Source organism: Arthrobacter ruber (assembly GCF_002954225.1).
In the GTDB taxonomy this organism is placed as follows: domain Bacteria; phylum Actinomycetota; class Actinomycetes; order Actinomycetales; family Micrococcaceae; genus Arthrobacter_D; species Arthrobacter_D ruber.
Genome location: NZ_PPTH01000014.1, coordinates 293,396 through 306,330, shown reverse-complemented (window position 1 = coordinate 306,330; position 12,935 = coordinate 293,396). Strand labels below are relative to the sequence as shown.

Sequence of the window (12,935 nt, the reverse complement as noted above, 5' to 3'; positions counted from 1 at the left end):
GGACCGCCACTGCTGTCATCCCGCGCCGCCGAAGGGTCCAACACTGCATCCCCTGGTTCTGTGGCCACCTCAAGGACCCTTGTGATGAGCCCGACGGGTTTGGCGTAGGGGAATGGGTTAATGCTGGCAAGCCACTGTTCCTTGTACGTCCCCAGCTGGCACGTCGGAGCAGGCGTAGAGGGTAGGCCTGTTTATACGGTTAGGGCAGGGACGGATGGGGCTTCCGCTCCCCATGCGTGCAAACTCACTGCCCATGGTCCGCAGCCGCACGGACAAGTGTCCCCTGACGAAGCGGGGAGTAAATTTCGCCAGTAGGCGCGCTCAGTCAGGGCCGGCGCGGATGTAGTTAGCCCGAAGTCGTCTACTAGCTTCAGTGCCGCACGCAGGTGCTCAACGAGGAGGAAGCCGCAAGTCTCAAGTGCCGCGTTGGCCTTATCCTCGATGTCGTATGTGAAATCGGTTCGGTCACCATGGTGGTCGACGAGGTGTATCGGTGACCGGCTGTGAAGTCGGAGTATTGATGCCCCCGATGCATGCCGTAATGGGTTGGTCACGTAGATGAGGCGTGCCCCGAAGGCGGGATGGGAGGCATCCGACAGCCAGTTATACCACTCGGAGAACTTGGGGCTTTTCGAGAGCTTGTCCAGCTTGGCGACGTAGGTCAACACGTTCGTGGCACTCGGCATACTTGCTGGCAGGTTAGACATTCGACTTGCGAACTGCAGCTTCGTCAGCGTCGGGGAGAGTTGCGCGCGTACCAAGCTAGCTCGATGAAGGCATGCGAGGTCCGGAAGCTTGGCTGTTTCCCAGGCCTTCCGTACTAGACGTACTTCGGTGACCAGGCATCCGAGTTCTTCAATAAGTGCCCGCGAAGTGACGGCGGTTACGCTTGTCGTGCCACTCGCCGACGCGTCTAGACCTGCCTTTAGAAGGTCGATGCTTCGCCATGCATGGAACAACCACCACCCCACCATTTGCGAGTGGAGCGGAGGGAAGGTGACGGCTTCGGCGGCCCTTCGTGCGCCCAGTTTCGAGGGACGATCCACTGCCCACGTTAGCCCAGTACCGGCGGCAAAAACCCAGTCGTCGCGGTCGGTGGCCTGCATTCGCTTCCAGCCCCTGGTGGTCGCATCGTCCATCGGAAGGACCAGGACTTCCTCGACAAAGGCATCACGGGTGAGTTCATCGAGCGACAATGCCTGCCGTCGCAACTCCGCAAAGTCAGCCATCTACGCACCCTCGGCCGAGAAAGACACTTTGATCGACGGCCGGTCGACAACAAGGGCGTTCGACTCGGCAACGCTGCTTGGCCGGCGCCCTGCCGACGCTGTGAAAATTAGCAGTGCGGGCCACGCATAACCCATGGCTCTCTCCTCAACTCAGATCACTCGCCGTTTTGCCGCAAGAAGCCCTAAACGAACCCAGAGTAGCCGCTGTTTCGAGCAGTACCGCGATCACCCAGTCGGCAAGGCTCTGCTAAGGCTCACGTTGGGATGCCGACCTTGATGTCGATCGGCTCGTAGCCGGTCGGGACAGAGATGATCGTGATGGCACTAGGTCCAACACGCTCTTCTCGAACCGAAGGACTCTTCGCGTCAAGTTTTCGCGACTCGGCCGACGTTTATATCGACGTTTTGACGGGAAAGCGCGGGAACTTCCGGGAACTATTCGGTAGCCTGAACTCCATCTATCGACTGTTTTGCCTGGTCACAAGGGCCTAGCGGGCGTCCGCGGGAATAGCCGGGAACCACCGATACGTAAAGCGGGGGTCGTCGGTTCGAATCCGACAGGGGGCTCCACGCATCCTCGTGTGCCCCATCCGGTCCGGACCGTGTCCCCGGATCCAGCGCCCGACCTACAGGCCCTCCCTGAAGCGGTTCCTGTAGTCCTTCGCGAGCGCGGCATCCTTCACCGTCCGATGTGACTCCTTCCCGAGGCGCCGCTGCTCCGCGACGTCCTGTCTGCGGCGCAGGCTCGCGAGTTCGCGCTCCATCTTCCGGTAGCTCAGCCAGCGCCGTTCCTCCAGATCCCCCGACGTGATGGCTGCCTGCACGGCGCATCCGGGCTCGCGGACATGCACGCAGTCGCGGAAACGACAGTTCCCGAACAGTTCCTCGACGTCACCGAACACCTCGGACAGACCGTTCTCGGCGTCCCAGAGGGCGAAGCCGCGCAACCCGGGGGTGTCCATCACGACGGCGCCGTCGCCGAGCGGCACGAGCTCACGCGCCGTCGTGGTGTGCCTGCCCCTGCCGTCCCCGGCCCGGACCTCGCCGGTGTCCTGTCGGGGATCGCCCACGAGGGCATTGATGAGGCTCGACTTCCCGGCACCCGAGGGACCGAGCAGGGCCAGGGTCTGCCCGGCCCCGATCCTCCACCGGAGATCCTCGAGGCCGTCACGCTGCTCGGCGGACGTCGTGAACACCTCCACACCGCGTGCCCGCTGGATGGTCTCGGCGACGACAACGTCGAACCGAGTGCTGAGGTCGGCCTTCGTCAGGATGATGACGGGCACCGCGCCCGAGTCCCAGGCCGCGACGAGGGTCCGTTCGAGCCGGTTGGTCGACAGCGGCCGGTCGAGCGGGATGACCACGCCCAGCACATCGATGTTCGCGCCGAGGATCTGTGCCTCGGACAGCGGATCGTAGGCCCGTTTCCGCTGCAGCAGGGAGAAGCGCGGCAGGTGGCCGATCACGGTGCCGCCGTCGGGCCCGATCGCGGCCCAGTCGCCGGTGACGAGGGACGTCCCGCCGTCGAGGTGCACGATGCCGTGCCGCGCGGCGACGAGCACCCGGCCGCGGTCCGCACGGATGACGCGCGCCGGTTGGGCAGTTCCCGGGTCGGGGAAGTGGAAGGAGAAAAGACCGCCGATGCGGTCGGTGAAGCCGTACTGCACAAGAGTGTCCAACGGTGTTCCTCTGCGGGGAGGCCTCCCCGCAGGGCGCGGCTAGTGCGCGGATGCAGGGGAGGCGGGGTTCATGGGGATGGCGGCGCACAGCGCAACGACAAGGACCTTCGTCATGACTCCACCTCCTCGCAGGACTCCCTCAGGGCTTCGACAGCCGGGATCCACATCCTATGCGTGCCGTGTCGGCGTGACCAGACCCGGATCCCCATCATTGCTCCTGCCAGGAGGGTCGGGAAGCAGATCCCTCTATCGGTGTCCTCAGCTGATCCTTCACCTCGCGCAGTCCGCGGCGCAGTTCGTCGGCTGCATGGGAAACTGGCTTCACGCCGTCCTCCCCGGACCGCTCCGCGCCGGCCGGGGCACCGGTTCGGCCAGAAAGGTAGACATGGATCCCCAGTTTCGCGCCGCAGCACCCGATGGGCCCGTCCCTGCACGGGGCCGGACCGCCCACCTGCGCCGCAGTTCCGGAGTGGCCATCGGCGTGACGGCCCTCCTCGCGAGTGCGCTGCTGACCGGGTGCTCACCCGACGGGGAGGTGATCGACGCCGACTACGCCAAGGTGTGCCAGGACCGGACCACGCAGGAGCGGGCCGAGGATGACCGCTGCAGCGACCAGGGCGTGTCCTCGGGGCTGTACGGCTGGTACTTCCTGGCGATGGGATCGGGCAGGCGCAGCATCCCCGCCGTCGGGTCCGGGCTCTCCGGCGGCACGACGTCCGTCCCGTCCGGTGCCACCTCCAGGTCGGGAGTCGCACCGGACGGGGCGTCGTCGGTGTCGCGGGGCGGCTTCGGCGGCAGCAACAGCGGGACGGGTGGCTGACATGAGGCGACGGACATCGACCCGCCGGCCCGACTGGCGGGAGAAGATCGAGAGCGTGGGCCTGATCTACTCCACGACCATCAAGCCCGACGGCGGGGCCATCGAGTACTGGCACGAGGACGCCTACTACGAGTTCGAGATGAGCGAGGTCGAGACGCTCGAGGCGGTCACCGAGGAGCTGCACCGCATGTCGATCGAGGCGGCCCGCTACCTCGCCACGGGCGCCATGGGCACCATCGGCATCAGCGCCGCGGCCATGAAGCTCGCCGCCGGGTCCCTGGCCCGCAGCGAGCCCGCCGTCTACGGCCGCTTCGACTTCGCCTACGACGGCGTGAACCCGCCGAAGATGCTCGAGTACAACGCAGACACCCCGACGGGCCTCATCGAGGCGTCCATCGCCCAGTGGTACTGGCTGCAGGACGTCAAGCCCGAGAACGACCAGTGGAACGGCATCCACGAGGCCCTCGTCGCGGCATGGGACAAGCAGCGAGGCGGTCTCGAAGGTCCCCGGCTGCATGTCGCCCACACTGAGGCCGAATCATCCGGCGAGGACTGGATGACGGCCGCCTACATGCGCGACGTCGCCTCGCAGGCCGGCTGGGAGACCGTCGGCATCAACATGGGCGACATCGGCTGGGACGCCCGTCAGCACCGCTTCGTGGACCTCGACAACAAGGCCATCAGCACCATCTTCAAGCTCTACCCGTGGGAGCTGATGATGAAGGAGGAGTTCGGGCAGAAGATCCTCGACTGGCCCGTGATGACCCGGTGGATCGAGCCCGCCTGGAAGATGTTCCTGTCGAACAAGGCGCTCCTGGCCGCCCTCTGGCACCTGTACCCGAACCACCCGAACCTGCTGCCCGCCTACCTCGATTCACCGCGGGAACTGTCCGAGTGGGTCGCGAAGCCGCTGCACGGGCGCGAGGGCGATAACATCCGCGTCCACGCCCACGGCGTCGAGATCGAACAGCCGGGTGACTACGGAGCGGAAGGCTGGTGCTACCAGGCGTGGCATCCGTTGCCGTCCATGGACGGCAACCACCCCGTCGTCGGAGCCTGGGTGGTCGACGGCGAGAGCGTGGGCGTGGGTATCCGCGAGTCGGACGGCTACATCACCGACTACTTCTGCCGGTTCGTCCCCAACGTCATCAACGCCCCGGCCCCCGTCGAGGCGGCACCGTGACCGCGGACGCGCAGCCCTCACCGCTCGTCCGGGACAAGGGTCTCTCCCGCGACGACATGGGCCTCGCCGGCAGCGTCTCGATCGGCTTGTCCTCCACGGCGCCTGTCTACTCCCTGGCTGCGGCGCTCGGCTTCGTGGTCCTCGCGGTGGGCGTGCACGCGCCGGCGGCCTTCCTGCTCGCGTTCGTCCCGATGCTGTTCATCGCCGTCGCCTACCGCGAACTGAACAGCGCGCTGCCCGACTGCGGGACCACCTTCACCTGGGCGTCCGCGGCCTTCGGCCGCTTCACCGGCTGGCTGGGCGGATGGGGCCTGGCACTCTCGGGGGTCGTGGTCCTCGCGAACCTCGCCCAGGTCGCCGGGACCTACCTGTGGCTGCTGGTGGCCGAGGATCTCGCCTCGAACACCCTCCTGGTGACGGCGACCGGGGTGGCCTTCATCGCCGCCATGACCTGGACCAACTATCGCGGCATCGACCTCGGCGAGAAGATGCAGCGGGTCACCATCATCGTCCAGTACGCGGCACTCGCCGTGGTGGTGGCCTTCCTGGTCTGGCGCCTGGGAACCGGCGACGCCGTCGGCGCCGCTTCCTTCAGCGCGGACTGGTTCAACCCGCTCGCGCTGGGCGGCCCCGAGGCCGCCGTCCAGGGAGCCCTGATCGCCCTGTTCGCCTACTGGGGCTGGGACACGTGCCTGGCACTGAACGAGGAGACACGCCGTCCCCGGACCACGCCGGGCAGGGCGGCCATCATCTCGTCGGTGATCCTCGTCATCACCTACACCGGGGTGAGCACCCTGGCGATCCTCTTCGCGGGTGTCGGCAGCGAGGGGATCGGCCTTGGCAACGAGGCCAACGCCGGCGACGTCTTCTACGCCATCAGTGACGCTGCTCTCGGGCCGTGGGCGTGGGTGGCCGTGCTGGCCGTGCTGGTCTCCGCCATCGCCGCGACGCAGACGACGATCCTGCCCACCGCCCGCGGGACGCTCGCCATGGCCGTCCACGGCGCGCTCCCGCGCCGCTTCGCGACCGTGCATGCGACCTACATGACACCGACCTTCTCGACGGTCCTGCTGGGCGCGACGGCGGCGGCCTACTACGTGGTCCTGACGCTCGTCAGTGACGACGTCCTGGCCGATTCGATCGCCTCGCTCGGCCTGTTCATCGCGTTCTACTACGGGCTCACGGGCTTCGCATGCGTCTGGTACTTCCGGCACACGCTGCGCTCGAGTGCCCGCCACCTCGTCCTCCGGGGTGTCCTGCCACTGATCGGGGCGCTCCTGATGACCGCGGCGTTCGTCGGGTCCGCGGCCTCGATGTTCGATCCCGCATACGGGGCGACGGTGGTCGCAGGAATCGGCGGCACGTTCGTGGTGGGGGTGGGCGCACTCCTGCTCGGGGTGGTGCTGACGGCGCTGTACTACAGCAGCCGACGGCGGCGCGAAAGCGCGGACCGGGCCATCGCCGGACTACGGCGGGCTGCGTCCGCGGAACCGCACGGACGGCGCGCGACGGGCGGATGAGCGTCAGGGAGCCCATCCCCGTCCGGGTGGTACGCGGTGCTGCTGCCCTACGGGCCGTTCGGCCCTATCGCCGGACGAGCGGACCGGCCACCATGGAGGGAGGACGCCATCCGAGACCCGGGAGCAACTGTCATGAACGTCAGCACTCCGACCCCTGGAACCCCCGACCGTCCAGCCGGGCGGAGCAGCGCGATGACCGACGGCATCGCGGGGACCGCTCCGCGCAGGCCCGTCCTCGTCGGCTACGACGGGTCCGACGGCGCGAAGCGCGCCGTCCTCTGGGCCTCCCGATACGCGGGCGGCGCGCAGCTTCCCCTCGTCGTCGTCCACTGCTGGCCGTGGCCGTTCTTCACCCATGATCTGGGACCGGCAGCGGGCGTCCAGGACAGCGGTCTGCGCAGGGAAGCAGAGAAGCTCCTCGCCGAGGGGCAGGACCTCGCCGGACGGGCCGAACCGGAACTGCTCGTCAGCTCACGCCTGGTCGTCGGGTTCCCCTCCGAGGCCCTGACCCGACTCTCCGCGGAAGCCTCGCTCCTGGTGACCGGCACCAGGGGACTGGGCGGCTTCGGCGAACTCCTGATCGGATCGGTCAGCCTCCGACTCGCCTCGAGCGCATCGTGCCCCGTCATGGTGGTCCGGGAAGCACGACCGATCTGCGACACCGTCATCGCCGCCGTCGACGGGTCCCCCGCGAGCGACAGGGCCACGGCGACGGCCGCCGATCTCGCACGGACACTGCACAAGCGCCTGGAGTTGCTCCATGTACGCGTCCAGCGCCGGCGCAAGGCGGCCGATGCGCCGTTGGAGGGCCGGGATCCTGTTCTGGAACGGGCTGCCGCCCTGTTGGCCGGGATCGGAGAGCTGTCCGTGACGGAGGATTCAGCCGCAGGACACTCGGCTGCCGGGGAGATCGTGCAGTGGACCGCGACCGCGTGCAGCGTCATCCTCGGAGCCCGGGGGGCCGACGCCGCGGGGGCCCGCCTCGGCTCCACCGTCCACGCGGTCCTCCACCATGCCAGGGGGAACATCGGGATCGTCCCGTGAGGTCCCTGTCAGGGCACCGGCGGTCTCAACTCCGCTGGTCGGGCCCCTGAACCTCCACCTGCTCCGCCTCGCGTTCCTCGGTCTCCGACGCCGTCGCCGTCGGCCCCGGATCCATGCCGTCCCGTTCGCGCCACCCGCCCTTCCGGTAGGCGGGCGTGCCTGCTGCCAGGACCACGAGCGTGAGGACGACGACGGTGAGCATCACGCACACCATCGCCAGCGAGTCCCCACCGAGGAGGCCCACGAACGGACTCACCACCCCCGCCACGCCCGACTGCAGGGCGCCGATGACGGCCGCGGCCGTACCTGCCATGTGGCCGTAGTTGTGCAGGGCGAGCACGGAGGCGTTGGCAGGGATCATCCCCTGCGTCCCGAGGACGAGCCACAGGCCCGCGACGAGTCCGACGATGCCCCCGAAACCGGTGAGCACGATTCCGAGGAGCACGAGTGCGCACACGAGCTGCACGATCACCGCGACCCGGAGCACCCGGATGGGCGCCGCACGGCGTACCAGGGCGGCGTTGAGCTGTGCGGACCCGACGATCGCGGCGCCGTTGACCGCGAAGACGGCGGCGAACTGGCCCTGGCTGAGGCCGTACTCGTCCTGGAACACGAAGGGCGAGCCCACGACGTAGCTCATGATCACGGCGAGGCCGAGGCCCGGTATCACCGCCAGTGCCATGAAGTGCCTGTCGCGCAGCAGTGCGAGGTAGCCTCCGGCGACCTGCCGCGGGGCGCCCGAGCGCCGCTGCTCACGGGGGAGCGACTCCGGCATAAAGCGCCACACGATGAGGACGAGGGCCAGCCCGATGAGCGCGAGCGCGTAGAACACCGCACGCCACTGCCATGCGCCGGCGATGGCCTGTCCGATGGTGGGCGCGAACAGCGGCGCCACGCCGATCACGAGCATCAGGCGCGACAGCAGCCGGGCGGCGTCCGAACCGACGAAGCGGTCGCGGATGACGGCGATGGCCACCACCGACGCGGCAGCATTGAAGAAGCCCTGGCAGACCCGCAGCCCGATCAGCGACGCGATGTCGGGTGTGACCGAGCAGAGGATCGAGGTCACCACGTGCAGGGAGATGCCGATGAGGAGCGGCAGGCGCCGCCCGAACCGGTCCGAGAAGGGCCCGATGACGAGCTGGCCGACCCCGGCTCCGATGAGCATGCCGGACATCGTGAACTGCGCCGCCGCCTGCGTCGCCTCGAGGTCCTGCGCGACCGCCGGGAGGGAGGGCAGGTACATATCGGTGGTGATGGCGGGCAGGGCGGCGAGGGCGCCGAGCATCAGGATCCACTTGATGCTGGAGCGTCTGCCGGATGCGGCCGTGGCGGTCGTCGCGGTGTTCACCCTGGAAAGCCTAGCCACATCGTTGACCGGGCGAACAGATGCATGGCATGTTCCGTCGTCGTGCGCAGGCACTGGACGCGCGGCGCGGTGCGGGCTACCGCGGGGGAAGCCGGTGCGTGACGACGTCGAGCCGGCCCGCCGTGACCACCGCGGTCATGTAGGTGCAGTAGGGCTGGCGACGGCGGTCGGTGGGGGAGCCCGGATTCAGGAGCCGCAGCCCGGTGTCCGCGCGGGTGTCCCACGGGATGTGGCTGTGCCCGAAGACCAGGACGTCGGTGTCGGGGTACAGCGCGGCCATGCGCGCCTCACGGCCCTGCTTCTGCCCGGTCTCGTGCACGACGGCGAGCCGCACGCCCTCGAGCTCCGCCCGAGCGATCAGCGGCAGGCGGGCCCTGAGCCCGGCGCCGTCATTGTTGCCGTAGCAGGCGATCAGGCGGTTCGCGCGGGACTCCAGGTCCTCCAACAATGGCAGCTCCGTCCAGTCGCCGGCGTGTACGACGGCATCCGAGGACTCCACCGCGCCCCACACCTCGTCGGGCAGCTCCTTCGCACGCCGGGGCAGATGGGTGTCGGCGAGGAGCGTCAGGGTGAGGGCCATGCCGTCCATTCTCCGGCGTGTCGGGCGTGTCCGGGTGCCCGTGACAAGTGGAAGGGCCTGTGCCATGCTCTTCCTCAGCACGCTTACTAATGGGAACCGGTACGACGAGGAGCAGGAAATGCAGATTGACAAGTCGCAGATCATCGAGCTGCTGAAGAGCCAGGGCAAGCAGGATCACGCGGATCAGGCACAGTCCGAGCTCCCGGACCAGGTGGACCCGGAGCAGCACTCGGACCTCCTCGCCAAGTTCGGCATCAACCCCAAGGACCTGCTGGGCAAGATCCCCGGACTGGGTGGCTTCGGAGGCTAGCGGGTTCCGGCGGCGCCCCGCCGCCGTCGACGAGTGAGGGAGCAAGCAGTGGATACAGGCCAAGTGGTATGGATCATCGTCGGGATCGTCGTCCTGCTCGCCATCGTCGCCGTGATCGCGGTCCTGGCGCGCAAGCGGGGGGCGGCGCAGCGCAAGCACCAGGAGGAGAAGGACCGGCAGCGGGCCGCGGAGATGCGGGAGCAGGCGAGAGCCACGGAGCTCGAGGCGCGGGAACGCGAAGCCAAAGCCTCCATGGCGGAGGCCGAGGCGCAGAGGGCCGAGGTGGAGGCAGAGCGGCTGCGGCAGCAGGCCGAGCAGCGGCAGGCCGACGCCCAGGGACTGCGCGAGAAGGTGACGCACCACCATCAGGAGGCCGATTCGCTGGACCCGGACGTCACCAACGATCAGGATCGGCGCCGCTGACAGGTGCCGGCACCCGTGAAGGGGGTCCTCCACGAGGGCTCCCTTCACACGTTCGCAGGGCGCATCGCGCATGTGGAAGTGCGTGACAATTCGCGGTCGGCCCCGAAGACTCGAAAGGTGACGCGGAGGAGTACACGGTCCGGCAGAGCGGGAGGTAGGCGGATGGACGAAGCGGTGATCGTGGTGATCACGGGAGCGTCGAGCGGCATCGGACGGGCGACGGCTCGCCTGTTCGCCGACGACGGCGCCCGGCTCGTCCTCGCCGGGCGGGACGCGGACACGCTCGAGGTCGTCGCGGTGGAGTGCCGGGACCGGGGAGCGCAGGCCATCACCGTGCCCACGGACGTCTCCTCGGAAGCCGACGTCGAGGGTCTGGCCGATGCCGCGGTGCAGCGATTCGGCGGCATCGACGTGTGGGTCGGCAACGCCTCGCTCTACAGCTTCGGGACCTTCGAGCAGACGCCGTCGGAGGTCTTCGACCGGCTCGTCGAGGTGAACCTGCTCGGTCAGGTCTACGGTGCACGTGCTGCGCTGCGGGTCTTCCGGCGCCAGGACAGGGGTGTCCTGGTGTCCGTGGCGTCCGTCTACTCACGGATCACCTCGCCCCTGGTGAGCCCTTACATCACGAGCAAGTTCGGGCTCCTCGGCTTCCTCGAGGTGCTGCGCATGGAGTTGCGCGGGGCGCCGGGAATTCACGTCTGCGCGGTCCTCCCGGCGACCATCGACACCCCGATCCACCAGCACGCCGCGAACTACACGGGCAGGCCCGTGCGTCCGCCGCCCCCGGTCACGGATCCCGTCCGGGTGGCCCGCGCCATCGTCCGCGTCTCCCGCCGTCCCCGCAGGCTGACGCAGGTCGGTCGCATCCAGTCGCTGTTCGTCCACGCGCGGGCGCTCGCCCCCGCCGTCTACGAGTCTGTCATCGCGCGCGTGTACCCGATCATCGCTCTGAAGCGCGGGTCGGTGCAGGACAGTCCGGGCAACGTGTTCCAGCCCGAGCGGGACGCCACGGGCGTCACGGGAGGATGGCGGATCCTGCCCGGGTTGCGGCACGTCCCGCGGCGCCGAGGAGACAGCACCCCTCCTGCACCATGAGCCCCTATGGCCCCTCCTGCACCACTTGGGGGCCGCTGTCAATGTGACGAACACGATACCGGGGACGGGCAGAGCTTCCCGATGGCCCAGCGATAGTTGAGGCATGAATCAATGGCAGGGTCTGCTCGCACAATGCGCCCGGAGCATGGGCTTCGACCGCGGGCACCGTCGCGCGGCCTACGCGCTCCTGGGCGTGGGAGTCTTCTGGGCCGTCGGGCTGCTGGGCGGGCTGCGTATCCTGCATTCGGCCTCGTCACCCATGACCACCCTGGTGTTCCTGTACGTGATGCTGGCCGTCATCGCGCTCTCGTTCGTCGTCGCGGCGGCAGCCGTGGCAGAGCTCGGCCGGCAGGCCGTTCAGCGACGCCGACGTTAACCTCCCGTCAGCGACAGCCGCGGTGGCGTGACGCCGGGTCGCGGGTCCCTCCCGTCAGCGACAGCCGCGGTGGCGTGACGCGGATCGCCGGTTCCCGCTCGACTGCCCGTGATTGCCCGGTGGCCGGCTGTCCCCGACGGACTCACGACGACCGGGAGTCGGCGCCCTCCTCGATCTCCGCGTAGCGCTGCAGCAGCCGGGCAGCGTTGCTCGCCGGCTCCTCGCCGATCGCCCCGCGCATGGGGTGTGCTTCGCGGCGCCCGCGGGGAAGGGCAGTAGCAGCGGCATGTCGGGTCCGCCACGACGTCGAGCACGAACGGGCGGTCGGCTGCGAAGGCCCGCCGCCGGGCAGGCTCTTCGTTCCCGAGGGGCTCCAGCCCGCTGGAGGGCCGCACCCAGTGCCTGAACGCATGAGCGCCGGCCCTGGGGCCGGCGCTCATGGCTGTCATTCTGCGGTGCGGGGCTGCTACGAGCCGCCGTCCTTGTCGTCGGAATCCGCGCCCTCTGCGGGCTCGTCGGGGCGCGCGCGGACCGTTTCCGGGTACGCGTCCGAGTCGCTATCTGCTGACGCCGGGTCGCGGGTGCCGTCCTGGCCGCCTGGGTTCTCTGACATGCGCTCATCCTTTCGGTTGCGGGGAAGGTAAGCCCCCTTATGGTGAGTCTACGGACAGGGCGCCGCGAGCATAACCCGCACGTTGCGCGTGACGGGGAGTCGTCAGCATGCTTACGATCAGGACATGGAAGCTCCCGGGGACGCCGTGTCCCAGCCCGTCGACCGCGCACGGATGATCTCGCGGTCCGCCGGTGTGGGGTTGCTGTCGCTCGGATTCGGTCTGGCGGCCCATGCCCTCTCGGGAGGTGTGCTGCCGAGCCTGCCGATCCTCGGCGGACTGGCGGCACTCGCCGTTCTCGCGGCGACGCTCGTGGCACAGGCCCGCCCGCCCGGATGGGTGGTCCTGCTGCTGCTCGGGGTGGCGCAGCAGATGCTCCACTGGCTGCTCGGCGGGTTGGGGGCGGGGGCGTCATCGACCGTCGCCCCGACCGGCGTGCACCACGATGAGGTGCCCGTGGTCTCAGGGGCAGGCCAGGGGCACTCGCCGGAGATCATGCTCATGCTCCACACCCACCTGGCAGCCGCGCTCGTGATCGCCTGGGCGGTGGCGCAGTACCCCCGGGTGAGGAACGGGGTGCTCCGCCGGAGTGCGAGCGGAGGAGCGGGCGGGCGTACGACCGTGAGCCGGGGTACCCTGCCCACTGAAGAAGGCGCCCCCGTCGCATGACGGGAGCGCCTTCCGCGCGGATCGGTT

At 68.8% G+C, this 12,935-nt stretch carries 14 protein-coding genes; 9 read left to right on the top strand and 5 right to left on the bottom strand.

Features of this window, described 5'->3' with window-relative positions; all coding sequences use genetic code 11:
* Nucleotides 1-191: 191 nt before the first annotated feature.
* Together CI785_RS17265 and rsgA are read right to left on the bottom strand one after the other, a co-directional pair.
* The gene (locus tag CI785_RS17265; RefSeq protein ID WP_170068217.1) at nucleotides 192-1,229 is read right to left on the bottom strand and encodes a hypothetical protein; all 1,038 of its coding nucleotides are present in this window, start codon (nucleotides 1,227-1,229) and stop codon (nucleotides 192-194) included.
* A 626-nt stretch (nucleotides 1,230-1,855) separates the two neighbouring features.
* Nucleotides 1,856-2,908 (bottom strand): ribosome small subunit-dependent GTPase A, encoded by a 1,053-nt coding sequence (gene rsgA, locus CI785_RS06525; protein ID WP_240615041.1) that lies wholly within the window; start codon nucleotides 2,906-2,908, stop codon nucleotides 1,856-1,858.
* Nucleotides 2,909-3,293: 385 nt separating this feature from the next.
* On the opposite strand from rsgA, the gene CI785_RS06520 reads away from it, so the two are divergent.
* The 4 genes from CI785_RS06520 to CI785_RS06505 all read left to right on the top strand — a co-directional run bounded on the left by CI785_RS06520 (nucleotide 3,294) and on the right by CI785_RS06505 (nucleotide 7,475).
* Nucleotides 3,294-3,728, top strand: coding sequence for a tRNA-dihydrouridine synthase (locus CI785_RS06520; protein ID WP_240615040.1), 435 nt, complete (start codon nucleotides 3,294-3,296; stop codon nucleotides 3,726-3,728).
* 1 nt (nucleotide 3,729) lies between these two features.
* Nucleotides 3,730-4,911, top strand: coding sequence for a glutathionylspermidine synthase family protein (locus tag CI785_RS06515; protein WP_105031266.1), 1,182 nt, complete (start codon nucleotides 3,730-3,732; stop codon nucleotides 4,909-4,911).
* Nucleotides 4,912-4,967: 56 nt separating this feature from the next.
* Nucleotides 4,968-6,431: an APC family permease gene (locus tag CI785_RS06510; protein ID WP_105031312.1), complete on the top strand. Its 1,464-nt coding sequence runs from the start codon at nucleotides 4,968-4,970 to the stop codon at nucleotides 6,429-6,431.
* Between the two features lie 192 nt (nucleotides 6,432-6,623).
* Nucleotides 6,624-7,475, top strand: a complete 852-nt coding sequence (locus CI785_RS06505; RefSeq protein WP_170068216.1) for a universal stress protein — start codon at nucleotides 6,624-6,626, stop codon at nucleotides 7,473-7,475.
* A 25-nt stretch (nucleotides 7,476-7,500) separates the two neighbouring features.
* On the opposite strand, the gene CI785_RS06500 is transcribed toward CI785_RS06505, so the two are convergent.
* Both CI785_RS06500 and CI785_RS06495 read right to left on the bottom strand, forming a co-directional pair.
* Nucleotides 7,501-8,763 carry a multidrug effflux MFS transporter gene (locus tag CI785_RS06500; protein WP_105031311.1) on the bottom strand — a complete coding sequence of 421 codons (1,263 nt, stop codon included), beginning with the start codon at nucleotides 8,761-8,763 and terminating at the stop codon, nucleotides 7,501-7,503.
* 157 nt (nucleotides 8,764-8,920) lie between these two features.
* Nucleotides 8,921-9,424: a metallophosphoesterase family protein gene (locus CI785_RS06495; protein ID WP_105031310.1), complete on the bottom strand. Its 504-nt coding sequence runs from the start codon at nucleotides 9,422-9,424 to the stop codon at nucleotides 8,921-8,923.
* A 64-nt stretch (nucleotides 9,425-9,488) separates the two neighbouring features.
* Between CI785_RS06495 and CI785_RS06490 the strand changes: the two genes are divergently transcribed.
* The 4 genes from CI785_RS06490 (at nucleotide 9,489) to CI785_RS06475 (ending at nucleotide 11,628) form a co-directional block, all read left to right on the top strand.
* Nucleotides 9,489-9,734, top strand: a complete 246-nt coding sequence (locus tag CI785_RS06490; protein ID WP_240615039.1) for a hypothetical protein — start codon at nucleotides 9,489-9,491, stop codon at nucleotides 9,732-9,734.
* 48 nt (nucleotides 9,735-9,782) lie between these two features.
* Nucleotides 9,783-10,157, top strand: coding sequence for an SPFH domain-containing protein (locus CI785_RS06485; protein WP_157940191.1), 375 nt, complete (start codon nucleotides 9,783-9,785; stop codon nucleotides 10,155-10,157).
* Between the two features lie 162 nt (nucleotides 10,158-10,319).
* Complete coding sequence (locus CI785_RS06480; protein ID WP_105031262.1) at nucleotides 10,320-11,252, top strand: SDR family NAD(P)-dependent oxidoreductase; 933 nt, start codon at nucleotides 10,320-10,322, stop codon at nucleotides 11,250-11,252.
* Between the two features lie 103 nt (nucleotides 11,253-11,355).
* Nucleotides 11,356-11,628: a hypothetical protein gene (locus CI785_RS06475; RefSeq protein ID WP_157940190.1), complete on the top strand. Its 273-nt coding sequence runs from the start codon at nucleotides 11,356-11,358 to the stop codon at nucleotides 11,626-11,628.
* Between the two features lie 466 nt (nucleotides 11,629-12,094).
* Here CI785_RS06475 and CI785_RS17050 read toward each other — a convergent pair whose 3' ends face one another.
* Nucleotides 12,095-12,241: a hypothetical protein gene (locus tag CI785_RS17050; RefSeq protein ID WP_157940189.1), complete on the bottom strand. Its 147-nt coding sequence runs from the start codon at nucleotides 12,239-12,241 to the stop codon at nucleotides 12,095-12,097.
* Nucleotides 12,242-12,365: 124 nt separating this feature from the next.
* Here CI785_RS17050 and CI785_RS06470 point away from each other — a divergent pair, with 124 nt between their 5' ends.
* Nucleotides 12,366-12,908 (top strand): hypothetical protein, encoded by a 543-nt coding sequence (locus CI785_RS06470; protein ID WP_105031260.1) that lies wholly within the window; start codon nucleotides 12,366-12,368, stop codon nucleotides 12,906-12,908.
* The last annotated feature ends 27 nt before the right edge of the window (nucleotides 12,909-12,935 follow it).

Coding starts and splice junctions, on each gene's coding strand:
- CI785_RS06500 (WP_105031311.1), bottom strand. CDS start 8,763: ATGCTCGGCGCCCTCGCCGCCCTGCCCGCCATCACCACCGATATGTAC.
- CI785_RS17050 (WP_157940189.1), bottom strand. CDS start 12,241: ATGTCAGAGAACCCAGGCGGCCAGGACGGCACCCGCGACCCGGCGTCA.
- CI785_RS06495 (WP_105031310.1), bottom strand. CDS start 9,424: ATGGCCCTCACCCTGACGCTCCTCGCCGACACCCATCTGCCCCGGCGT.
- CI785_RS06515 (WP_105031266.1), top strand. CDS start 3,730: ATGAGGCGACGGACATCGACCCGCCGGCCCGACTGGCGGGAGAAGATC.
- CI785_RS17265 (WP_170068217.1), bottom strand. CDS start 1,229: ATGGCTGACTTTGCGGAGTTGCGACGGCAGGCATTGTCGCTCGATGAA.
- CI785_RS06520 (WP_240615040.1), top strand. CDS start 3,294: ATGGATCCCCAGTTTCGCGCCGCAGCACCCGATGGGCCCGTCCCTGCA.
- CI785_RS06510 (WP_105031312.1), top strand. CDS start 4,968: ATGGGCCTCGCCGGCAGCGTCTCGATCGGCTTGTCCTCCACGGCGCCT.
- CI785_RS06505 (WP_170068216.1), top strand. CDS start 6,624: ATGACCGACGGCATCGCGGGGACCGCTCCGCGCAGGCCCGTCCTCGTC.
- CI785_RS06475 (WP_157940190.1), top strand. CDS start 11,356: ATGAATCAATGGCAGGGTCTGCTCGCACAATGCGCCCGGAGCATGGGC.
- CI785_RS06480 (WP_105031262.1), top strand. CDS start 10,320: ATGGACGAAGCGGTGATCGTGGTGATCACGGGAGCGTCGAGCGGCATC.
- CI785_RS06470 (WP_105031260.1), top strand. CDS start 12,366: ATGGAAGCTCCCGGGGACGCCGTGTCCCAGCCCGTCGACCGCGCACGG.
- CI785_RS06490 (WP_240615039.1), top strand. CDS start 9,489: ATGCTCTTCCTCAGCACGCTTACTAATGGGAACCGGTACGACGAGGAG.